22 protein-coding genes and 2 pseudogenes are annotated in these 22571 nt (G+C 44.3%); 9 read left to right on the forward strand and 15 right to left on the reverse strand.

Features of this window, described 5'->3' with window-relative positions; genetic code table 11:
* Window positions 1–9: 9 nt before the first annotated feature.
* The 5 genes from KHN78_RS18255 to KHN78_RS18275 form a co-directional block, all read right to left on the reverse strand.
* Complete coding sequence (locus KHN78_RS18255) at window positions 10–1416, reverse strand: aminotransferase class V-fold PLP-dependent enzyme (RefSeq protein ID WP_211917907.1); 1407 nt, start codon at window positions 1414–1416, stop codon at window positions 10–12.
* Between the two features lie 386 nt (window positions 1417–1802).
* Complete coding sequence (locus KHN78_RS18260) at window positions 1803–3176, reverse strand: sensor histidine kinase (RefSeq protein ID WP_211917909.1); 1374 nt, start codon at window positions 3174–3176, stop codon at window positions 1803–1805.
* Window positions 3177–3216: 40 nt separating this feature from the next.
* The gene (locus KHN78_RS18265) at window positions 3217–3948 is read right to left on the reverse strand and encodes a response regulator transcription factor (RefSeq protein ID WP_211917911.1); all 732 of its coding nucleotides are present in this window, start codon (window positions 3946–3948) and stop codon (window positions 3217–3219) included.
* Window positions 3949–4033: 85 nt separating this feature from the next.
* Window positions 4034–4732, reverse strand: coding sequence for a spondin domain-containing protein (locus KHN78_RS18270; protein ID WP_211917913.1), 699 nt, complete (start codon window positions 4730–4732; stop codon window positions 4034–4036).
* 10 nt (window positions 4733–4742) lie between these two features.
* A complete protein-coding gene (locus KHN78_RS18275) occupies window positions 4743–5426 on the reverse strand; it encodes a spondin domain-containing protein (RefSeq protein ID WP_211917915.1) in 684 nt (227 codons plus the stop codon).
* 240 nt (window positions 5427–5666) lie between these two features.
* On the opposite strand from KHN78_RS18275, the gene KHN78_RS18280 reads away from it, so the two are divergent.
* The gene (locus KHN78_RS18280; protein WP_211917917.1) at window positions 5667–6149 is read left to right on the forward strand and encodes a hypothetical protein; all 483 of its coding nucleotides are present in this window, start codon (window positions 5667–5669) and stop codon (window positions 6147–6149) included.
* Between the two features lie 77 nt (window positions 6150–6226).
* Window positions 6227–7147: a LysR family transcriptional regulator gene (locus tag KHN78_RS18285; RefSeq protein WP_211917919.1), complete on the forward strand. Its 921-nt coding sequence runs from the start codon at window positions 6227–6229 to the stop codon at window positions 7145–7147.
* Between the two features lie 46 nt (window positions 7148–7193).
* On the opposite strand, the gene KHN78_RS18290 is transcribed toward KHN78_RS18285, so the two are convergent.
* Window positions 7194–7583, reverse strand: a complete 390-nt coding sequence (locus KHN78_RS18290) for a cytochrome b562 (RefSeq protein ID WP_211917921.1) — start codon at window positions 7581–7583, stop codon at window positions 7194–7196.
* A gap of 156 nt (window positions 7584–7739) precedes the next feature.
* Complete coding sequence (locus KHN78_RS18295) at window positions 7740–8492, reverse strand: phosphatase (RefSeq protein ID WP_211917923.1); 753 nt, start codon at window positions 8490–8492, stop codon at window positions 7740–7742.
* 289 nt (window positions 8493–8781) lie between these two features.
* Here KHN78_RS18295 and KHN78_RS18300 point away from each other — a divergent pair, with 289 nt between their 5' ends.
* A complete protein-coding gene (locus KHN78_RS18300; protein ID WP_211917925.1) occupies window positions 8782–9858 on the forward strand; it encodes a S1 family peptidase in 1077 nt (358 codons plus the stop codon).
* Window positions 9859–9930: 72 nt separating this feature from the next.
* Here the strand turns inward: KHN78_RS18300 and fliJ are convergent, their stop codons facing one another.
* The 8 genes and pseudogenes from fliJ to KHN78_RS18340 form a co-directional block, all read right to left on the reverse strand.
* A complete protein-coding gene (gene fliJ, locus KHN78_RS18305) occupies window positions 9931–10371 on the reverse strand; it encodes a flagellar export protein FliJ (protein ID WP_211917927.1) in 441 nt (146 codons plus the stop codon).
* An 87-nt stretch (window positions 10372–10458) separates the two neighbouring features.
* The gene (fliI, locus tag KHN78_RS18310) at window positions 10459–11805 is read right to left on the reverse strand and encodes a flagellar protein export ATPase FliI (protein WP_128812599.1); all 1347 of its coding nucleotides are present in this window, start codon (window positions 11803–11805) and stop codon (window positions 10459–10461) included.
* Complete coding sequence (fliH, locus tag KHN78_RS18315; RefSeq protein WP_411912360.1) at window positions 11798–12529, reverse strand: flagellar assembly protein FliH; 732 nt, start codon at window positions 12527–12529, stop codon at window positions 11798–11800. The genes fliI and fliH overlap by 8 nt, the downstream gene beginning before the upstream one ends.
* A gap of 27 nt (window positions 12530–12556) precedes the next feature.
* Window positions 12557–13576, reverse strand: a complete 1020-nt coding sequence (locus KHN78_RS18320; protein ID WP_211917931.1) for a flagellar motor switch protein FliG — start codon at window positions 13574–13576, stop codon at window positions 12557–12559.
* Window positions 13539–15289: pseudogene (gene fliF, locus KHN78_RS18325) on the reverse strand (flagellar basal-body MS-ring/collar protein FliF). The gene KHN78_RS18320 and the pseudogene fliF overlap by 38 nt, the downstream one beginning before the upstream one ends.
* Window positions 15290–15292: 3 nt before the next feature.
* The gene (gene fliE / locus KHN78_RS18330) at window positions 15293–15649 is read right to left on the reverse strand and encodes a flagellar hook-basal body complex protein FliE (RefSeq protein WP_211917933.1); all 357 of its coding nucleotides are present in this window, start codon (window positions 15647–15649) and stop codon (window positions 15293–15295) included.
* Between the two features lie 13 nt (window positions 15650–15662).
* Window positions 15663–16994 carry a sigma-54-dependent transcriptional regulator gene (locus KHN78_RS18335; protein WP_211918916.1) on the reverse strand — a complete coding sequence of 444 codons (1332 nt, stop codon included), beginning with the start codon at window positions 16992–16994 and terminating at the stop codon, window positions 15663–15665.
* Window positions 16994–17782 (reverse strand): OmpA family protein, encoded by a 789-nt coding sequence (locus tag KHN78_RS18340; protein WP_317984250.1) that lies wholly within the window; start codon window positions 17780–17782, stop codon window positions 16994–16996. The genes KHN78_RS18335 and KHN78_RS18340 overlap by 1 nt, the downstream gene beginning before the upstream one ends.
* A gap of 605 nt (window positions 17783–18387) precedes the next feature.
* Between KHN78_RS18340 and KHN78_RS18345 the strand changes: the two genes are divergently transcribed.
* The 6 genes and pseudogenes from KHN78_RS18345 to flhB all read left to right on the forward strand — a co-directional run bounded on the left by KHN78_RS18345 (window position 18388) and on the right by flhB (window position 22544).
* Window positions 18388–19206 (forward strand): FliM/FliN family flagellar motor switch protein, encoded by an 819-nt coding sequence (locus tag KHN78_RS18345; protein ID WP_211917937.1) that lies wholly within the window; start codon window positions 18388–18390, stop codon window positions 19204–19206.
* On the forward strand, window positions 19203–19571 hold the full coding sequence (gene fliN, locus KHN78_RS18350; RefSeq protein WP_211917939.1) for a flagellar motor switch protein FliN: 369 nt from the start codon (window positions 19203–19205) through the stop codon (window positions 19569–19571). Before KHN78_RS18345 ends, fliN begins: the two co-directional genes overlap by 4 nt.
* Window positions 19572–19637: 66 nt before the next feature.
* Entirely contained in the window at window positions 19638–20363 is a 726-nt protein-coding gene (gene fliP, locus KHN78_RS18355; protein ID WP_211918919.1) for a flagellar type III secretion system pore protein FliP, read from the forward strand.
* 12 nt (window positions 20364–20375) lie between these two features.
* Window positions 20376–20645, forward strand: a complete 270-nt coding sequence (fliQ, locus tag KHN78_RS18360; protein ID WP_128812590.1) for a flagellar biosynthesis protein FliQ — start codon at window positions 20376–20378, stop codon at window positions 20643–20645.
* A complete protein-coding gene (fliR, locus tag KHN78_RS18365; RefSeq protein ID WP_211917941.1) occupies window positions 20645–21421 on the forward strand; it encodes a flagellar biosynthetic protein FliR in 777 nt (258 codons plus the stop codon). The genes fliQ and fliR overlap by 1 nt, the downstream gene beginning before the upstream one ends.
* Window positions 21418–22544: pseudogene (flhB, locus tag KHN78_RS18370) on the forward strand (flagellar biosynthesis protein FlhB). The gene fliR and the pseudogene flhB overlap by 4 nt, the downstream one beginning before the upstream one ends.
* Window positions 22545–22571: the final 27 nt, after the last annotated feature.

Below are 22571 nucleotides of genomic sequence, written 5' to 3' on the forward strand. Positions count from 1 at the left end.
CTATCAGTGTTAGAATGAGTAGTAAAGGTCTTCAATTGCCTCTACTAACCCTTCAACATCTTGCTCATCGTGGAACAAGTGAGTTGAAATACGAAGCGCATGCGTTTCATAAGCATCATCTTTGTACAATTTAAAGCTCGTTGTACGAATAATGTAACCGTACTCTTCGCGAAGACGATCACGGAACAATGTTAAGCGTTCTTCATCAGTGACATCATTAAATGGGTTGAACGTCGTTAAGCCACTTGCTAACCCCTCTACGTTTGGTGAGTACATTTTTGAATGTGGTAAGGCATCCGTAAGCAACGTCTTACATTGGTGACTTAATGCTAAAACACGTTCTTGAATACGCTCACGGCCAATTTCATCCCACATTTTACAACTGTCAGCCAATGCTTGTTTTGCTGGATAGTTATCGTTACCAACATATTGCATTTGCAGTTGCTTTCCTAAGTAATCAGCATGAGATAACGACGAATTGATCATCCATAATGGGTTCTGACGATCGCTCCAATACTCGTTCAGGCGCTTACCATTATCACGTACATACAAGATACCTGTAGCACCCGGTCCGCACTGCCACTTATGACCAGAACCTGTATAGAAATCACAATCCATATCATGCAAATCTAATGCAAACATGCCAACAGTGTGCGCACCATCAACTAGTGTCGGAATATGATAGTGTTTAGCTAGAGAGCAGATGTCCTTTGCAGGAAGTGTAGTGCCCGTTTTATAGGTGATATGGGAGAAGACAATAAGACGAACATTTTGGTGGGTTTCAATCGCATCGCGGAAAGCTTGAACATAATCTTGCTCAGTGACGTTTTCTGTGCCTGTGAATACTGGAAGTTGAATCTCTACCACTTCGACACCAAAACGATGTTTAACAACGTTCAATGGCGAGGTGGCTGCCACATGCTCATGGTGTGTGGTTAAGATGACATCACCTGGTTCAAAATGAAGCCCATTGATGATAGAACACAATCCGTCGGTCGTGTTACGGCTTAGAACGAGTTCATCCGCATTTGCACCAAAACCTGGAGCAATATCTGCAATCATATCAGATACATATGGAAAGCTACCAAACTTGCCTTTCATGTCCCAAGGATACTTCGCAACCAACTTATTATTGTGCTCATAACCATCCAGAACCTGTTTTGGCATCGAACCTGTCGTGCCAATGTTCATATAGGTCGTTCGTTTATCCAAAACAAACTGCTTTTTAACTTTACGCCAGAAGTGCTTATCGTGTTTCCCACTTCGAGAGACAGAGCTCCAATCAATATTCTGTTCTGATGCTTGTACGGTTCCTGAAAAAACGGAAGCACTAACACCAGCAACAACGGCACCCGTTGCACCTTTAAGGAAGTTGCGGCGGCCTAGATTGGCTTGAATTAATTCCTTGTCACTCATATTTTCGATCCTTGTCGGAATTTTAGCTGAATAAAAATCACCCGCATAACATTATGTAAAATAAATAACATGATGTTACTTAAGCAATATTACCGACTCGAACAATAGGGTAGATTTTTCTACCGCAATAAAGTGACTTTAGTTCCAAATTTTTATAATACTTGGTGATATAAACGACAACTTAAAAGTGCACACATAAACAACCAAATTCATAAAATAAAATGACACCATGTCGTTCATAATATAATTAAGCAACATTAGTATTTATTTTGTAAATACTAATATTGCTCTGGCACATACAGGCACTAGCTTCGATTTTAGATTAGACAATAAACACGGTCAAATAACATACAAGAGTCATTCTTCAAATAGTGTAACTGGCCTACCTAGACAGCCCGCAAGCTAAACTTCTGCTGATACTGGCTTGCAGTTGCATGAGTTTCTAAATAACTATGGTGCAGCATTAAGATTGATTGAACAATTTTCGTTCCAATGCCTAACGCTCCGCTCGGCGCATCTTTTTCTATGTTATTGATGAAAACAAAATGAATGCGAGATTTGTCTTCATTCAATTGAACTTGGCCATACACTTCAGATCTTGTGGGGCTATGACGCAGTGCATTTTCCAACAAATTCAGTATCAACCTCTCAAGTAAACTTTTATCCCCTACCGTTTGAACATATGGATCGACATCGATTCTCAGTGCTACCCCTTTGCGTACAAACTGGCTGTGCATTGTCTCTGCGCACTCAGAAATAAGGCGGCTAAGATCGACCGGACAATATTGATAATTTGGCGTAGGTGCTTCTTTGCGCGCCATATCTAGCAATGAGTGTAATTGAATTGAAAGCTTCTCACAGTTGCGGAAAGCTACATCAATCAATGGATCTGATTTCGGGTGCTGTAAACGCCACGTTTCTAAATAGCCAAGCACACTAGATAGCGGTGTTTTTAGATCATGGCTCAGTTGCAATAAGCTTTGTCGACGATGAGAAGAGTGATACTCCAGCTGTAAAAACTGCTGCTGAATGTACTTTGCCATTAACTGATAAGAATGCGCAATGGGCACTAATTCTGGCACTTGGCGAGTAAAATCCGGACGCAGTCTAAAATCTTGCTCTGCCTGTTGCTGGAGTTGATTTGTCACCCGTTCAATCGGATCGAGTAAACTGCGTTTGACTAACATATAGGCCCCTAAGGCAAAGCCAAGTATCGAGATTAATACCAAGCCGGCAAGGGCAAGATAAGGGGTATCCACTTGAGCATTGGCAATCGCAGTATGACGCGCGCTACCAATAACGACATACAAATAACCCACCGTCGAACCGAACTCCTTAATCGCTGCAACGGAGAACACTTTGTGCTCGCCTCGATTGCGTGGATCTTCACCCAAAATTGGGAATGGATCATTGCTTAAAAATTGCTGAATTGGCTTGAGATCGACAGCTCCCATGATCTCCGTTCCGTCCGGGGCTGCGTGGGTTGTAATGTTTCCTTGGCTATCAAGAAAATAGATTTCAAAATCAGGGCCAATAAGCATCAACGTATGAAAGATGGATTTAAGTGCTTTCGGGTTGTAATCCGTACCAATCATCAAGGGATTGTCATCGCGCATATGACTTGCCAAATCCTTGTGCAAGCTTTGCTTTGTACGCTGCTCAATGGTTTCTTTCTGCCAATTATAAGTAAGGGCAATGACCACTGTTGCTAAGCTAAACCATAAGCACGTAAACACCACCAAACGTGATTTGAAGCTCATCCTATCGCCTCCTTAAACAGCAAAAAATGAAGAACAAAAACTAATGCTGCGGTTGAAACTTATACCCTACTCCCCACACCGTTTGTATAAAATGATGCCCTGAGTCAGACAAAGATAATTTGCTGCGTAAGCGATTAATGGTACTACATACCGTATGGTGATAACCAGAATGAGAGGTCTCCCATACATGATCGAGCAATTCGTCTTTACTGTAGACTCTACCGGGGCATGTCGCGAGAAACTGCAACAGAGAAAATTCCGTAGCGGTAAGACTGACATCCTTGTCATTGATTGACACTTGATGCAGTGCAGGAATGATGGTCAACACGCCAAAGTTCATAGAATCATGCACAGGGCTAACATCATGTTTAACGTCGAGTGTTTGGCTCACTCGTCGAAGTACGTTTCTTACTCTTGCTTGAAACTCTAATACGCTGAACGGCTTAGTAATGTAATCATCGACCCCCGCTTCCAATCCATCCACTTTATCCAGTTCACCATCCCTCGCTGTCAAAACCAGCACTGGTATCCAATCTTGCCGACGACGTAATTCATGACAAATATCGAGCCCGTCCCCATCAGGCAAACCTCGATCAAGAATCAACAAATCAAAATGTTGTTGCGAATATTGTACTTTTGCATCCGAGACGCTGTTTACCCGATACACTTCGTGCCCTTGAAATTTAAGGTGCATTTGAACCAGTTCGGCCAAATCGTCATCGTCTTCTACGAGCAAAATTGTCGCAACTAAATGGATTACTTGCTGTTCCATGGTACTGTCCCTGCGTCGGAGTCTCATCTCTCTGCACATGACCGGAACAGTCCATGATTTCTTTCAGTATGTTCAATTCAAATCGCTATTCGACTCGCGTAATAACCACTTTCGCACCCGGGTTCAAAAAACGATGGTTTGCAGATAACGCTGAGTTCGCTAATCCATCGTCTTGGCTAATCACACCAGCATGAAATGCAACCCTGTTACTGTCATCATCTCGAGTAGCATTGAAGCCCTCGCCACCACCAGCAGGCCCCGGTATCGTACTCGCCATTTCATCATTGCGTTCGGTTCCGGAATCCCACACATTCATGTTCATCTCATAACTTTCGCCAACGGCAAGAGATTTAAGTGGTAAACCGGTCTTGCCCACAAAAGCGTCATTGGTGTTAACGAACATAGAAGCAACAGAGAGGTAACCGTAGCGGCTTGAATCAACCGTAATCGTCACTTGGTCAGATTCGCCGGGCAGCACCAATCCATTCCCTGATACCCCTTGGTGAACGCTGTTATAACTGTCCATCAATGCAATTAATTCCGTATTGCTTCCGCCCTCAGCTAAGTGTTCTAACTCAACCGATGCAGCCTGGCCAACGCGAAACAAATAGTAGTCCTCGTTGTGAGCCAGCACTGCAAGCGGAGACAAAGGTTGATTCGCTGTTAAGTTAGACACATTCACCGTATATCGGTACGATTTCATCACGGTACTATCATCGTCATCGCTAGGACACCCAGCAAGAATACCCACAGAGGCGGCAACAAGTAAGATTCTGACTTTCATAGCGCTCTCCTTATTTCACAACAATGGTGATCGTTGCCACAGGGTTTAGCCAACGATGACTTCTGTTGTCGAGATCGCTTATGCCACCAGCCAAGTCACTATCGCCTAAATTGCCTGGATGCACGTGCACTTTGTCATTCGTTACGGAAGTTTCAACTCCGGAGCCACCACTGCCAAAGGTTATAAACGGAGGGTTTGGCATGCTTGATGCCAACTCATCATTCGCTTCAGTCCCTGCATCATAACTTCTTAAAGTAGCTTTATAAGTCCCCGCTTCAGTTGGAATTTTCCAGCTATCAAGACCAACAAAGCCATCGTTAGTCGGAAGCAGCATCGCACTAAGGGACAGATAGCCATGATCACCACTGTTCATCATAAACGTAGTTGCTGAGCCAGGGGCTAAAATGCCACCAGCTGGGTTTTCAACAACGACACCTCCAGCATTACCAATCAAACTTGCAAGGCCTGAAATATCGCCGCCCTCAGCCATAGCTTCAAGTTCTGGCGTGGCGGACTCTCCCGTTCTGAACATGTGTAAGTCAGAGTCATGAGTGGCGACAATGAGAGGGGTAAAATAAATGCCTTTGGTTGCGTTAGTAACCGTAATTTCTAGCTCCGCAGCATTCACTGATGCAGAACCAAAAGCCAAAGCCGCTGCCGACATGACAAATCCGAGTTGAGTGCGTTTTTTCATTGTGATTCCATCCTTTAATGAGAGTGTCAATTGAGCCAAAGCACATAAGCCGTTACCTCATGACTTGGACTCATTTCGTGTTCGTGTCTCTAAGAATGGCGAGCAAATCTATCAGCGACTTCATCGAATTCTCATAAAATTCTCACAATTTCCAAGCAATTTACTTCACCTCTACGATTTGCGCTGAGTTTCCATCTTTCCTAAAATGCATCACATCCTGTTTCCATGACGACGCTCACCATGATTCATCACATATTGTCTGCCTATTATGGCGAAATCTATGGCATCGCTTTCTTCAATCAGTACTTAAAACGCCACTCACACACCCAGCAAACCGAGTTATGGCAAACTCTAATAGATGTAGAAATACTGACGGCAGAAAAGCTAAAACCAGTCTTAATCATGCATGACATAGATGTTGAAAGCCGGAATAAGGAGATGCAAGAAAAAGGACGTCTTGATGCAGAGAAGTGGATTGAGTTGCCGTGGGATGATCTCATCAGCACACTGCAGTCTTGGGTTGAACCATATGAAATCAAATATCGTGAGTGGAATAAGAATGCGCAAGAGTTCGCCGATCTCGATCCGAACTCAAATTCAGAAAACACTGCATTTCAGATCATTGCAGAACACGAAACTGCCATCTATCAGTGCTTAAAACAATACCACTCTGGCAAGTCTGGTTTGCCCATTTTAGAGGCGTTTCTTACAAAATATCGCTAAAGCGAGAGAAGCACACTTGCGCCAATCTACCTCGTGCCAGACAATACATTGATTACGCTAAAAAGACTGAACATTTTATGGTTAGCCCAAAACTCATCGCCCTACTTCCTGATCTCGCTTCATTTATCTTAGTGGTGAATGAAGGCAGCTTTACTGCGGCAGCTAAAAAGCTGGGCGTGACTCCATCGGCTTTAAGTAAGCTGATCACACGGCTAGAAAAAGCGCTCTCTGTTAAGTTGTTTGAACGCACTACGCGCAAACTGCTCATCACTCAAGCAGGACAAAAAGTCTATGATCAAAGCGTCGCGATGGTGAATTCGGCTCAACAAGCCGTCGAGCTGTCGGCTGAAGATCATACAGAACCTACTGGTGCTCTCACGGTTGCCGCTCCAGAGGCCTTTCTTAACTCGGTATTACAACCCTTTGTGCTGCCTTTTCTACAGCGCTATCCTAACATTCAGCTCAAGTTGCGCGCTGCTGATGGCGAGATTGACCTGTTTCGCGAGGGTATCGATGTCGCATTCAAACTTACCGACAAACCCGATGAAAACCTGGTCGTTAAAGAAATCAGTAAGACGAACCTTGTACTGTGCGCATCGCCTGACTATCTTGTCAAAAATGGCATACCCGAACATCCAACACAGCTAGAGCAACACGACTGCATTTACCTTGCTGAAAACGACAGGGATAACATTTGGTCTTTTTTTAAAGACGAAGCATTTTATTCTATCGCTGTTCGTGGTCGCTATGCCGTCAACCACTCGCAAATGCGTCTGAATGGGGTGAAAGCTGGGTTGGGGATTGGCATCTTCCATAACTTTGTGATTAAAGATGCGTTAAAACGTGGAGAAGTGGTCGAAGTGCTGGCTGACTGGATGATCAAAAGTAACTACCATGGCGCGATTGCAATGCAATACGCCCAAACCAAATACATGCCTGCTCGCTTGCGGGTATTTATCGACTTCGTTAATGAGCACTTAGTGTCAAAAGGTATATAGTCTAATAAAAATAAACCCGCAGGTTTGCGGGTTTTAGTATTCATCTTTAGCCAAACAGCTTGCTCCAAATGCTTGGATTACGTTTATCGTGATACTCTTCGCGCAGACTATCAATTTCACGCAGTTGTTGCTGTGCTTCTTGCAAGTTCCCCGCGTCAAGGTCGGCTTCAATTTCATCGAGAGTCGCCGTTAACTTATTAAAGCCCTCTAGATATAAGTCGAACTTTTCTGGTGGGTAATTTCCACGTTTCGATTGCTCGACAATCGCTTGCAAACTATCAATGGCGGATTTCATGGTTTCCACATCAGACGCTTCCGCCGCCTGTTTGAAATCCATCTTCATTTGCTTCATGTTCTGTTTTAAATCGACGGCTTCTGCCATTGCGTGTGTAGAGCCTAACGCGATTATGCACCCAAGCACTAGAGGACGTAACATCTTTACTTCTCCATGTTATGCCGAATTCTGAGTCGGCTTCTTATACCTAAGCTATCTTAAAATACTTAGGTAAATACCAATATCCAAATCAATCAGTATTGACACGCAGTGTAAAACAAACCTTTAACAAGTCCATAACCAAAAATGTAATTAAGTTTATGCGTTGCGAATCTCGTCATATTCTACAATGGGTTCACGACCTCTTAGTTCAAGAAATGACAAAAATTGGTTCGTAGAGTGAGTGATTACTTTATTGCTATCAACGCCTACTTTATCCATTAACTCACTGACTAAACTCAGATTACCAACATCATGACAAAAGTGCGCGTCACTGCCTGTCGTGAAGTAAACCCCAAGTTGCTTACCAATTCTCGCGATTTCATAGCAACGATCCACACTACCAACACGACTGTTCCCTTTTAATGTCGTGTTATTGATTTCAATCGCGACATTGTGCTGCTTGGCGCACATTAATACGGCTTCAAAATCAAAGTCAAAATTTGGGTTTCCTAGATGTCCAAGCGCATCAACACGGCCACTTTTGATCACATTGATTAGCGCTTCTGTATGGGCAGGACTATTAGCAGGACGAAATACAGGTTCGTGGAAACTGGCAATTACCCAATCAAGGTTGAGATCAACACTAGGCGGTATATCAATATCTCCCTCTGTATTGAGAATGTTTGATTCCACGCCGCGAATAATCGCTACCCCATCTAAAAAGCGAGGCAGAATTTTCTGATTTGAGAAAAACCAGTAATGAGGGGCACCTGGCATAGATTCCGCGTGGTCGGTGGTACAGAACATATCTAAGCCGTTTTCTTTGGCCAACTTGGCATTTTCAATCAACGTACTGTATGCATGACCACTGGCATACGTATGAGTGTGGGTGTCTACCTTAAATTTCATCGTTAACTCTCTTGGTGCGCATCTTTGATTATTGTATACGCAAGTCCCGGTATTTTGTGATTTTACATACGTTAAAGGCCGAACCCTGGCCTAAACCTTAGTTTACAAGACGGACACGAACTCGAAATTTTCTCACTAAATTGTACCAGTTGTGTAAACTTAAATAAGCACTTGAGTGAACACGTCGCAATAAACATACACGCTAGAAGATTGTTTTTGTTAAAAAGATTGGTATGGGTTATTAATGTAACGAGTGTAAAGTTGCAAATGGATTAACAAGGACGTTTATATGAATTCGTATCGAACTCTATTAAGTAGCGCTTGCCTGCTTGCGCCAATGATAGGATGGGCAAGCCCAACCTCCACAAATGCGCCTGATATTTCAGCATTTATTGTGGGAGGACAACCAACGACAACCAATCAGATACCGTTCTATGCACGTGTGATCTTGTACCGCCCAGGAACAAGTCAATATGTGAATCTTTGTGGTGGTTCCATCGTCAACGACCGCTATATTATGACCGCAGCCCATTGTGTCGAGTCTGAGGTATACACCGACGGTTGGACAATTGATAATCTTCGCGTCCTTGTAAAAAATCCATCAACCGCTGATGTCTTTATTGATGAGTTCAAAGATGTTCGAACTATTACCATTCATCCTCAATATGTCCAAAATGATCTTTGGATTAATGATATCGCACTGATTGAGCTCTCCTACCCAATCACCGATAACGTTCAATCCATTACTCTTCCGCAAGATTTTGGCGATTACAGTGATCAGACTACGTATCAGATATTCGGCCTTGGGTTGACTTCAAGCAATAACCAATCAGGGCCAGACTTTCTACGTTGGGCTGAAATTCAGCCTCTGTCTGATGCGCAATGTTCATCTCTTGTTAATGGCTACCACTCACAAGAAACCTTGTGTGCGAATGGATTTGAGGGCCGTGCGTATACTGGGATTTGCCAAGGGGATTCTGGAGGCCCACTCACTTATCAAGATGACAATGGTGAGTACCAGCAAATTGGCCTAACCAGCTATGGCTCTTCGGTATGTGATTCACCCTCGATACCAAGCGTGTTTACTGAAATCTTAAACTATACATCGTGGATTGAAGCAGTCACGAGCAACGGCATAAAAACCAGCTATGATGCCTCTCTTGCGGCTACAGAAGATTATCACAGCGTAGGTGATTCTGGTGCTAGCCCCGTAAAAACAACACTTTACGAACCAGAATTAAATACTGGAAGTGGTAATCCCCCAAACTCCGGATCGAGCAACAGTGGTAGTAGCGGTGGCGGCAGCCTCGGTTGGTTAACGCTCGCTCTTGGTGCCCTGGTGGGTTTAAGAAGAAAATGGCGCTGATAAAGCTTATAAGATTTATCAAGCTTATGAGCCTTTTAATTTACATGGGGTTTTGTTTATAACGGGGTTCGCTTATATAGCTTTTCGCTTAAAACGTGAGTTAATGATGTCTTCAATGAGCCTTTGTTCTTTTTTGGCTTTCTCATAACTCTGTTTTTTTCGCCAACGTTCCAATACGTTTTCTAACCCCTGCACTCGAGCATGTTTGCTGGCGAGTACTTTTTGCATAGATACACACTCAGCGTGCATCACTGCCTGCTCTTGCTCTTGATGGTGCAGCATTTTTTGTAACATTTGATCGACACTGTTGAGGTTCATTAACGTTGCGCTATTGAGGCTAGGCCTTAATAGCACAGATTGTTCTGTATGAGCTTTAAGAGCAGATAACTGACTCAACTGGTCAGACAAATGGGCGTGCCTCTGTCGCATCACATCAAGCTGCTGACCGATTCGGTCACGGCGCTTTTCTTCCAATTGCTGCAACTTGCCGACCGCTTTTAGCTTTCCATCCATTTGTCGCACTCCTCTATTTAATCTTTCCCAACGTTTTATCAACGTTAACTACTATCTGTTTTGTCTTACCTATCTGTTTTGTCTTGCCTATCCGTTTTGAAACATCTGTGCGAGCGACGTTAAACTCGCCGAGTAATCTACCGATTCATTAACTGATTGCTGTAGATAACCGCGTAACTGAGGGTACATGGATACCGCGCGATCCAACTCTGGATCTTGCCCTGGTTGATACCCACCTAAAGGCAGTAGTTCTTTTACTTGAAGATAATTGGAATACAGTTGACGGAATTGATTGGCGATTGTGCTGTGAGCCTCATTTGTGCAGGCACTCATACAACGACTAATAGACGCGTTGATATCAATTGCAGGGTAATGTCCCTGCTCGGCCAATTGACGCGAGAGCACCACGTGACCATCAAGAATCGCTCGAGCGGAATCCACTACCGGATCTTGTTGATCATCCCCCTCAGCTAGCACGGTATAAATTGCCGTTAAACTACCAAATGGATTTTCACTATTTCCGGCCCGCTCTAGTAACTGAGGAAGAATGCTGAATACCGATGGCGGATAGCCGCGAGATGCCGGGGGCTCACCCAGTGACAGCGCGATTTCTCGTTGCGCCATGGCATATCGAGTCAGCGAGTCCATTAACAGCAAGACATCTTTGCCTTGATCGCGAAAATACTCCGCCACTCGATGACACAACAAAGTGGCGCGCAAACGCATTAAAGGTGATTCATCCGCAGGTGCTGCAATAATTACCGCTTTCTGGCGTGATTCTGGTGTGAGGTTGCGCTCAATAAACTCACGAACTTCTCGTCCTCGCTCTCCTATGAGACCAACCACAATAACGTCAGCTTCTGTATTCTGAGTGATCATCCCCATTAACACACTCTTACCTACACCACTGCCAGCCATAAGACCAATGCGTTGACCTTTACCTACTGTAAGTAGGCCATTTATCGCACGAACACCCACATTCAGTGGTGTGTCGACGGGTCTACGTTTGAGTGGATTAATCGGCTTTGGTTCAAGAGATACGCGATCTCCCCCTTTCAACGGTGCGCCATCATCAAAAGGCTCACCTAATCCATTAACCACACGGCCTAGCCATTGTGAGCTGAGTTGAACGGTGCTGTCTCCCTCTAAGGGAATCACTTTTGCGCCTGCAAATAGTCCCCCGAGACGACGAATTGGCATTAAGTAAGCGACAGTGTGCTCAAAACCGACAACTTGGGCTTCAATCATGTCGCCCTCCGCCGTTTCAACCAAACAGCGCTGCTCCAATTTAAATCGACACCCAACGGCTTGAAGCATCAAACCATTGACCTTAATTAGCCGCCCTGTCACTCGTGCGACAGGGATAGAATCCAGAGACGCGATTGCATCACTCAAACGCTCATTGAGCAGATCGTGGCTAAAGGCACTACTCATTTTCTAGCTCTACTGGTGGCTGTGCCACTTCATCAAGCAAATGTTGTTTCACATTATCCATGCAGGCTTGAAGACGAGAATCACAGCTTGCGTCAGCTTCTGCATCATCCGTGACGAGTTGGCACCCACCCACAGGCAGTTCGTTGTTAGCAACCAGTTTCCAAGACAACGGTAAATCGGCATTGATTTGCATGATTCGTTCTAAGTCTTGTGGATTCAAATGTACTGTGACGGTTTCTGATTTCCCTGGCATCGCCGATAATGTTTCATCAACGAGAGCCAGTATCTGTTGAGGCATCAGTGTCAGTTCTGCACGAATCACTTGCTGAGCAACTTTCTGAACTAACTCACAAATCATATGGCGTTGTTGTTGTTCTTTCTCACTCTGCCATTGAGAAAGCGCATGAAACAGCTCATTGACCGGTTTCACTGCCTCCAAAAAACTTTGTTTACCTGATTGTTCGCCAGAGATAAATCCTTTTTGGAACCCCTCTTTTTGCCCATCTAAGAGACCTTGCTGCTTACCTTGCTCGACGCCTTGACGCAAACCTTCTTCATGACCTTGCTGAAGCCCTTGCTGAAAACCAGCTTCAAGTTGTTGCTGAATGTCAACTTGTGACTCCTGCCAACTTGAATGCTCTATGGAAACATCACTCTCATAGCTGACTGGTTTCGCTAAAGGTGGAAAGCGATGCAAGCGATAACCACTAGGTGGTAAGCGCATGATGGTATTATTTCTCTCAGTCATAGGTTATTCCACCGTTTTCTCTTCATAAAGAACAAGTTGGATCTCACCTGCTTCATCGAGTTCACGCGCCATCTGCATGACCTCATTGCGTGCACGATGAACACGACTCAGCGGAACTGCGCCGCGCAACTCCATGTCGTCTTCTAATGCTTTAGACATACGTTGAGGCATTGAACGCTTAATGGCTTGCTGAAGCGTGATTTCCGCGCCTTTTAAAGCCACCGACCAAAGCTCTAGAGGAATTTGCTGAACCAGAATATCCATCGTTTCTTCGCGTTGGCGACCGAGCACCATGAAATCAAACATATTTTGTTCAATTTCGCTCACTACGTCAGCATCATGAAGTTTCAACATTTCCATTAACGAAGCGCGGTCACCCTCAAAACGGTTGATGATGTCTGCCGCTTGCTTAACTCCTGATAGTGGAACACTTTGACTCACAGACACTTTCTCAATGCAGCGTTCTACCAAGTCATGCAAATCGTTCGCGACTTGTTGATCAATATCTTGCAGCCTCGCAATGCGAAACAGAATCTCATCGTGGTAATCCTGTGGAAGGTGCTTTAGAACCGAAGAAGAACTATCCGCAGGAAGATAAGCTAAGAATATCGCTTGCATCTGCGGGTGCTCATTCACAATAAAACGAGCAAGTATTTCCGCATCCACCCACTGTAAGCGCTGCATATTATTGCGAATTTCATCGCCGTATAAGTTGTTGAGCAGACCTTTCGCCAAATCATTACCTAGTGCTTTACGCAACGTGTTGGCAAGGTATTCTTTCGACGCACCGCGAATGCCACTGTGTTCACTAAAATCTTCAAAGAAGTGCTGAATGACATTACGTGCAGAGTCACTCTTAATGCCATTCAATTTAGCCATTGCACGCGTAACGCGCTGTGTTTCATCTCGGCTGAAATGCTGCAACACTTTTGCCGCAGCATCCTCACCCATTCCGAGCAACACTAGCGCAGTTTGTTCTACATGACTAAGCGCCTGTTTTGATGTCGACTGTGCTGTGTTCATTGATGTTTACCCATTGTTTCAATATCTCGGCTACACGCTCTGGCTCTTCATTGGCGATAAGCTGTAGGTGTTTAAGTTGAATTTCTAGAGGAGAGCCCGGAGGTGGCAACATGTCGCTGTTCACATCCAAACCTGATGACCAGACAATGCCTTTTTCGGACAAGCGACGGTTGAGCGATTCTTCATGTTCCCGCTCTTCTCGTGTTTGTAAATTATCGTAGATTGGTTCATCTGATGGCTCAGCAACTCAAGCTCAGATGGACGCTTATCCGCCCCAGTTAAGTGCATAATAAGAGGACGAAGCACAAACATGATCATTGCCAGTCCCAACAAGCCACCGATAACATAACGCAAAGGTTGCTGAACCGTCGGGTCTTGCCACCAAGGCAAAGCAGGTGGTGCATCAATTTCGATAGGTGTAAAGTTAAAGCTCATCAAACTCAAGCTATCACCTCTTGCTGCTGTGAGGCCCACGGCATCCATGATCATGGTCGAAATCTGTGCTTTATCAGCTTCGCTCCACGCAACACCATCAGGAGATGCTTGCGAGTTAAGCAATACAGATACGCTTAACTTTTCAATTTGTCCTTGCTGGTATTGAGTCCGACGGACACTACTGCCCACCGCATATTGACGATTCACCTCTGATCGAGCATTGGTATTTTGCGAGTCGTTATCTGCCTCTTCACCAGTAACAGGAGGCTGATTACTGAGAGAACCTGGAATACCTAGTGCTATTTGGTCAATCGAACTATTTTGGATGGTATGTTCATTTCGAACGACAGGTGTGCTATCTAGAATTTCTTGAGTCTCTTCTACCTGGCTAAAGTTCATGTCTGCAGCGACTTGCACTCTGAAGTTACTCGGACCGACAATTGGAGTCAGCATGTCTGCTGCGCGCTGAATGATCTGCTTCTCTACGTTCTTTTGATATTCGAGATACTTTGCGTTCACCTTACCCGCTTCTAATGACGCCACATCAGCACTCAATAATCGACCATATTGATCAATAACAGATACAAATTCCGGCTTCATTGCGGTAACACTACCTACCACCAAGTTAATGATCGCTTCCACTTGTTCTGGCTTTAAATCTTCACCGGGTTTAAGTTCTAACATCACTGAAGCCGATGGATTTTCACTATTTTGACGAACAAATAGTGTTTGACGTGGAATGGCAAGGTGGACGCGCGCATTTGCCACAGCGTTCAATGACATGATAGTGCGTACTAACTCTCCCTCTAAGCCATGCCGGTAACGAGCGGTTTCCATAAACTGACTCGTACCCAATGAACTGTCTTCTTTAAGAGAATCTAACCCCGTTGGCAATTTGGCTTTCACGCCTTTGGCTGCCAAAAGCATACGAATACGCGCAACCTCACCCTCAGGAACCAGCACTTGGCCATTTTGTTCCTGCATTCGATAGCCAATACCCTCACTTTCAAGCACGGAGATAATCTCACCAATGTCAAAGCGCTCTTGCTGGCTATAGAGAGGGCGATAGCTTTGAGAGGAACTCCAGAGTGCCACCACAATAATGGCTGCCACAATGGCGGCTAATACCGCTGACAATACTAAGTTGCGCTGGCTGCTCGACCAAAGCTGTTTTATCTTGTGATTGAGCTCCTCCATCCCTTTAGATGAAGCTACTTTGTGTGTCGTTCCGGCAGACATGGTCGCTGCTCCGGCAACTTGAGGAGTAAGATCTGACATGGGTTACACCGGCATCTTCATAATATCTTCAAAAGAACTAACGACTTTATTGCGCACCTGCATCAAAGCATTAAAAGAGAGACTGGCCTTTTGGCTAGCCACCATTGCGCCAACCAAATCATCACTTTTTCCTGTCTCTACCGCCGTCATTTTTTGGCTTGCAATAGATTGGTGCTGGTTAACCGTATCCAAAACACTGGTCATCGCTTGAGAAAAAGACAACGGTGCATTCAAAGCTTGGTTGTCAATAGGATTTGGACTCACGACAAAGTCTGGCAACTGAGTTTGCGTTCGCATTGCCTCCATTTTCGATAGCATGAGTTGCTCTGCTGAAGCTGCATTTATAGGTTGATTGTTCATTCATATTCTCCTTTTAGGCAGCTGAGCCTAGTGCCAACTGTAAGTCGATACCGTGCTCACGCATGGCTGCAAGTTTATAGCGTAATGCTCGGGTCGAGACCCCTAAAGCGTTTGCCGTTTTAGTCCGATTGCCACCAAACTGACGTAACTTATCTAACACAAATTGAAATTCCGCTTGTTTCTTCGCTTCTACATGATTAAAGCTTGAGGAAAATTCAGGTTCGGTAACCGGAGATGACATCTCAACAGGAAGCATCAAGTCTTGTGCAGTGATGTAATCACCATGTCGCATGACGAGAGCACGTTGAATCACATTCTCTAACTCTCGAATATTCCCTGGCCAGTGGTATTGGCTAAGAGCGGAAATCGCATCTTGAGACAGTCGGCATCGACTGCTTTCTTGATATTTTTCAATAAAGAAATGACTGATAGGTAGAATGTCTTCTCTACGTTCACGTAACGGAGGCCAATGCAGCGGCAGAACATCAAGACGGTAATAAAGGTCTTCACGGAACAGACCTTTCTGGACTTCTTCTCGTAAGTCTTTGTTTGTTGCTGCAATCACTCGAATATCTAATTGAATGGCTTTGTGGCTACCAACACGCTCGACTTCGCGCTCTTGCAATACTCGCAGCAACTTAGCTTGCACCGCTGGAGACATTTCACCAATTTCATCAAGTAAAATCGTGCCACCATTTGCCTCTTCAAATTTACCGCTTTGTGAGCCCGTAGCACCGGTAAACGCGCCTTTAACATGACCGAATAATACCGCTTCGAGCATGGATTCAGGGATTGCCGCGCAGTTCACAGCAATAAAAGGACCATTGAGGCGAGAGGAGTGCTCGTGTACATAGCGAGCTAATACTTCTTTACCTGTTCCTGATTCCCCTGTAATCAACACACTCGCACTCGTGCATGCTGCACGATGAGCAAGCTGAAGCACTTGTTTGCTACGCCAGGATTCCGCCACAATATTGGCGAGAGGCTTACCTAATGCTTCAACACGCTTAAGTAAATTCAATAATTGGTTTGACTCAAATGGGCGTAACAGATAATCCGTCGCGCCTGATTTCATGGTCTCAGCGGCAAGAATGCCCTGATCTTGATCCACAATAGCAATGACGATCCCCGAATTTGTTCTCTTTTGATGGCAAGCAACAAATTCACGGACACCCATGTCGGGTAAGGTCGAACTGACTAACGTAATGCTTGCACTTTCTCCGAGCAAAGCCGTTCTCCCAGTGCGAGAGTGTCGAGCGCAATAGCCTGCACTTTCCAACACATCCAGAACTGGTCGAGCAAGATTTTCATTTGGCTCTACCAGCAAAATATCCGTTTTTGTCATCATTGAACCTTAACCTTGTTTTGCTGTATGTCTTGTTTCATTTCGTTATTCAATTTAGCGACGATGCGTTCGTCATCTCTCACAAGCCTAATCGTCACGCGACGATTTCGAGCCTGTCCCTCGTTGGTATCATTACTGGCAATCGGGTAACGGGCACCATGCCCCCTCACTTCGATCATTTGCTCATCGACACCTTTACGAATAAGGACCTGTTTAACTTGTTCTGCTCGCTGACGAGAAACAACCAAGTTGGAGACATCCGAGCCCACATTATCTGTATGGCCATCAATCAGAATTTTTGTTACCCGAGGATCCACAGAAACATAACTGTATAACGCTCCTAACGTTGCCATATGAGAAGCATCTAGCCTTTTTTGCCCAAACTGAAATGGAATGACCACGTCACGAGCTTGAGAAAAAGACAGCTTAGGTAAACGCTCTCGACAAGCGTTGAACTCAGATAGCGCTGATTGCGTTTTTATGGTGGGCAATGTGATACCGGCAAGAGAGGAAGGGACGCTTCCACCTAGTGACACTGTAACCCAACTGCCCGATGACACATCATCTAAAAGGGCATCTATGCCTGATTGGAATTCGAATCGCTGTTCCAAACCAGAAAGCTGTTGTGAATCGTAGTGCTTGGTCGCGACTACGTTGTTCCATGGTGCACTTTGGCTTTGAAGTGAAGCTCTATTCCATTTGTTATCGTCATATTGAACATCCGCAACAAAAGAAATTTTTTCATTTGGCTCAGCGCGGAAATAAAACTTCCCATAGGAAGTTTCCATGTGAAATAAATTACATTCGAGATGATTGGACTTATATTCCCAAGTAGAAAGATCCATAGGAATGGTGACAAACTCATTTGCCAGAGATAATTTAGAACTTGTAAAAAAAATAAAACAAATAAATACACTCGTTAATCTAACGCAACAATCAATTAAGTATTTTTTACACAGCTCTGACTTAGAGTGCTTAATCAAATATGCCATTGTCATACGGTAAAAGGCATAGTTAATCATATCGATTCCCTGTTCAAAAAACGATTCAGGCCAATAAACATACAAAAATTGTTATCTGTCTACTTTCGACAATTTCTGAATAAAATGCATGACCAAATAAGGATTGCATCGCATCACATTAAAAATTGACCACAATTCAATCACTTTTATGGTCCGGTTTAAATTTTGAGCTAATTTTTATTTTCTAATTTATGCCGCAAAGCTAACTCTTTTTATTTTTCATGAAAAGAGCATCGACCTCTTGATAAATCAACATATGAACTAAAGTCACATTATTTAAAGTTGAAACTAAAGGTTATTAAAGAACTCTGTGTAGACTACGAGCCATTAAGTTAAAACAACTTCGATTGTTAGAGCACGGTAAAATATAAATGGAAAGCAGAGTCAAAGAGCCTATTTACGGCATCAAAACACTTGATGTTGAATTATTAGGCAAACCTATTCATATCATTCGTGAAAGACTCGAAAGTTTGATTTCAGAATCTTGTATTTACCTTAGCAACGAGCTGCAAAATTGGTTAAGCACCAACAAGATTGAAGCAAAATTACATTCTGTTGACCTGCATCGGTTCGAACCAAATTTGATGGACAAAGAATTCACTTCCACATATCAACATTTAGAACAAGGCAAAGTGTTTCTCCATGGTGATGCTCGTGTACTTATCAAACTTGCAGATCGCTTCTATGGTGCCAGTATGGAGCGCTCGTCGACCAAATTGAGTGCGAGCGATCTTCGCTTACAAGAAAGAGTTGGGCAAATTATTACCAACTGGCTTGCTCCAAAGAACATGTGGTGTACATGTGAGTATGAGGCTCCTCAAGGTATTGGACTGCACGCAGAACTTTCGATCTCATTTGATGAATTCCAAGGTACTTTTCACATCAAACTCGATAGTTTCTTCATTCAAACACTGATTGAGCAGCTTGAGCTTCAAACTGATGTGGATCTTTACCAACCTTTTTGTCGTTCGTTGGAATCAACCCCTGTTCGAGTCAATGCTGTTCTCAGTAAAAAGCAAATGGCTCTAAGTGAGGTTATTAACCTAAAAGCCAACGACATTTTACCCATTGATCTTCTCAATACCGTTCCTATCAGTATTGGAAACCAATCTTTGTTTACCGGTCGGGTTGCAGACCAAGACGGCCAATTAGTTTTGATTATTAATTCAGATAAGGAATCGCAACGATGAGTGAAGCCCAACAACCAACGGCATTCGATGCCGATGATTTGAACTTTGATGATTTTCAATTAGAAGACTTCTCAACCGAATCGTCATTCCAGACACAGACATCTGTTGAACGAGATCTAAGCTTTTTTAAAAGCATTCCGGTCACGGTGACGTTGGAAGTAGCAAGTAAAGAGATCGCTCTCGGAGACTTAATGAAAGCTGGCGAAGGTTCGGTGATTGAACTTGATAAACTCAACGGTGAGCCTCTCGATGTGAAAGTCAACGGGTCACTAATGGGTCATGCTGAAGTGGTCGTCATCAACGACAAATACGGTCTTCGTTTGATTGATGTTCTTGATTCTGCATTAAGTGGTGTAGGTAGATAGACCTTGATGGGCATCACAATGAAATTTTTCGCACCTGTAACGCCACGCTTTATCAGCAGACCATTAATGCTGTTTAGCCTAGCGTTATTTCTATTTGCGTTTCCTAGCGTAGCATCAGAAAACGGTTTAACTATTTTGTCTGTGACTGATGGCAGCAGTCAGCAAGAATACAGTGTCAAACTGCAAATCTTACTTCTTATGACGGCGCTTGGCTTTCTTCCCGCGTTCATTTTGATGGCCACCAGCTTCACTCGTATCATCGTAGTATTAGCCATATTGCGTCAGGCACTTGGTTTACAGCAAAGCCCGCCAAACCGTGTTTTAGTCGGTATTGCACTGGCGTTAACGCTACTCATCATGCGCCCGGTTTGGACCGATATCTATGAGAACGCTTTCCAGCCCTATGACAACGGTGAAATCACATTGATGCAGGCATTTTCTGTAGCAGAAAAGCCTGTTCGAAACTTCATGTTGGCGCAAACTCATCAAAGTTCATTAGAACAAATGCTTAGGATTGCTAATGAACCACTTGACCAAAATGTAGAAGATATTTCTTTTGCGATAGTCCTTCCTGCATTTGTCATCAGTGAATTAAAAACCGCGTTTCAAATCGGGTTCATGTTATTTATTCCTTTTCTGATCATCGATTTAGTCGTCGCGAGTGTCTTGATGGCAATGGGTATGATGATGCTCTCGCCTCTGATTATCTCCCTACCGTTTAAGCTCGTTATATTTGTTTTGGTCGACGGCTGGACAATGACAGTTGGCACTCTTTCTGCCAGCTTTGGTTAACAGGAGTTCATCATGACACCCGAACTCACCGTTACGCTTTTTTCTGATGCGGTATGGATGATCATCCTCATGGTCGCCGTGTTGGTCTTACCCGGCCTGGTTGTTGGTTTAGCAATTGCGGTTTTTCAGGCCGCGACACAAATTAACGAGCAGACCCTGAGTTTTCTTCCTCGCTTGCTGGTGACTCTACTCATGGTCATTTTTGCTGGGCACTGGATGCTACGCAAGATCATGGAACTATTTGATTACCTATTCCACGCCATTCCAGGGATGATCGGTTAATGGCCATCACATTTGCAGAGCTCTCCGCTATTCTTGGCCAACTATGGTGGCCATTTTTTCGAGTGGGCGCTGTTTTTATTTCCATGCCATTTTTTGGCGATGCACTGATTCCTGTTTGGGTTCGTAGCCTACTTGCACTGGCTATTGTCGTGATTACTGCCCCACTCATGCCGACGATGCCAGCGGTCGAGTTGTTCTCTTTAACGTCACTGTTTCTTGCTTTTGAACAAGCCATTTGGGGACTCATGTTTGGTTTGATTCTTCACATGCTATTCCATGTTTTTAGTATGTTAGGTCAAACGGTATCACTGCAAATGGGCTTAGGTATGGCCATGATGAATGATCCTGTTAATGGTCTTTCGGTTGCCATTTTGGGGCGTATGTTCCTAATTTTTTCTACGCTGCTTTTCCTCGCACTAGAAGGGCATTTGCTTGTTATCGATATTGTCATTCAAAGCTTTGTCGTATGGCCTGTTGGGTCAGGAATCACATCGATGTCTTTGCAAGGGGTGATCAATATCTTCGGTTGGATGTTTGCTTCATCGCTGGCTTTAGCACTGCCAGCCATTGTCTCAATGCTACTGGCGAATATCAGCTTTGGTGTTATGAACCGAGCAGCACCTTCATTGAACGTATATGCTTTGGGTTTTCCTATGACCATGTTGCTTGGTCTCTTTAGTGTGCTTATCTCTATTTCTGGTGTCCCAAGTGGCTATACAAACCTAGTCCATGACACCATTCGCCACCTGAACAACTTTATGCTGGGGGGCGCATGAGCGATCAATCGTCACAGGACAAAACCGAAAAAGCCTCTCCTCAGAAAGTCAGAAAAGCACGTCAAGAGGGGCAAATACCGCGTGCGAAAGAGTTTACTGCAGCGGTTATCTTTCTCGCCGTAGTGCTTTATTTTCAAGCCCAATTCGACACGATGTGGGAGCAAATCTCCGGCATTTTTCGCTATAACATGGCCCTCACCAAAGCTGACCTAGAAAACCCACTGCAAACGATAGAACAGGTCGGTAACAGCCTGGGCATCATCATAGAAATGCTTTTGCCACTGTTTGCCGTCATCATTATTGGTGCATCGGCGAGCAGCATGATACTCGGAGGGTGGATGTTCCGTCCCGCCAATGTTCTACCAAAGTTGAACAAGTTAAATCCGCTTAGCGGCATTAAACGTATTTTCTCGACACGCTCTGTTGCGGAGTTGGTCAAATCAACAGTGAAAGTGACCGTCATCTTCGCCATTTTGTATGCTTATCTAGACAATAACTTACAGTCGCTTTTAGGCATGCAGCAACTCTCTTTGAGCCAAGGCTTTGTCATGGTTATGTCCACTCTTTTCGAAGGCATTCTTCTCATGGGCGTTGCCTTACTGGTGTTTGGTGCGATCGATATCCCTTACCAAAATTGGGAGCACTTAAAAGAGCTAAGAATGACCAAGCAAGAACTGAAAGAAGAGTTCAAAAACAACGAAGGTCGTCCAGAGGTGAAGCAAAGAATTCGCCAAATCCAGCAACAATTCGCCCGTCGAAAAATTGACAAGATGGTGCCATCTGCGGACGTTGTGATCACTAACCCTACTCACTATGCAGTTGCACTTAAGTATGACCCATCGCTTTCTGATGCCCCCTTTGTGGTCGCAAAAGGCGTTGATGAAACAGCAATGCATATCCAGCGTATTGCGCGTGAGAACAAGGTCGAGATCATTAACCTGCCACCGTTGACTCGCTCCATTTATTACACCACAGCGATAGAGCAAGCTATTCCTAGCCAGCTATACATCGCGGTCGCACACATTCTTACTTACGTTTTGCAATTGAAAGCATTCCGCAAAGGCAGTGGGAATAAGCCTACGCCTTTGCTCATTTTTCTATTCCAAAGCATTTGCAGCACTGATTAACCCGCGTTTATCCAAGGATTCGA

The sequence above is a fragment of the Vibrio sp. B1REV9 genome (genome assembly GCF_905175395.2).
GTDB lineage: Bacteria > Pseudomonadota > Gammaproteobacteria > Enterobacterales > Vibrionaceae > Vibrio > Vibrio alfacsensis.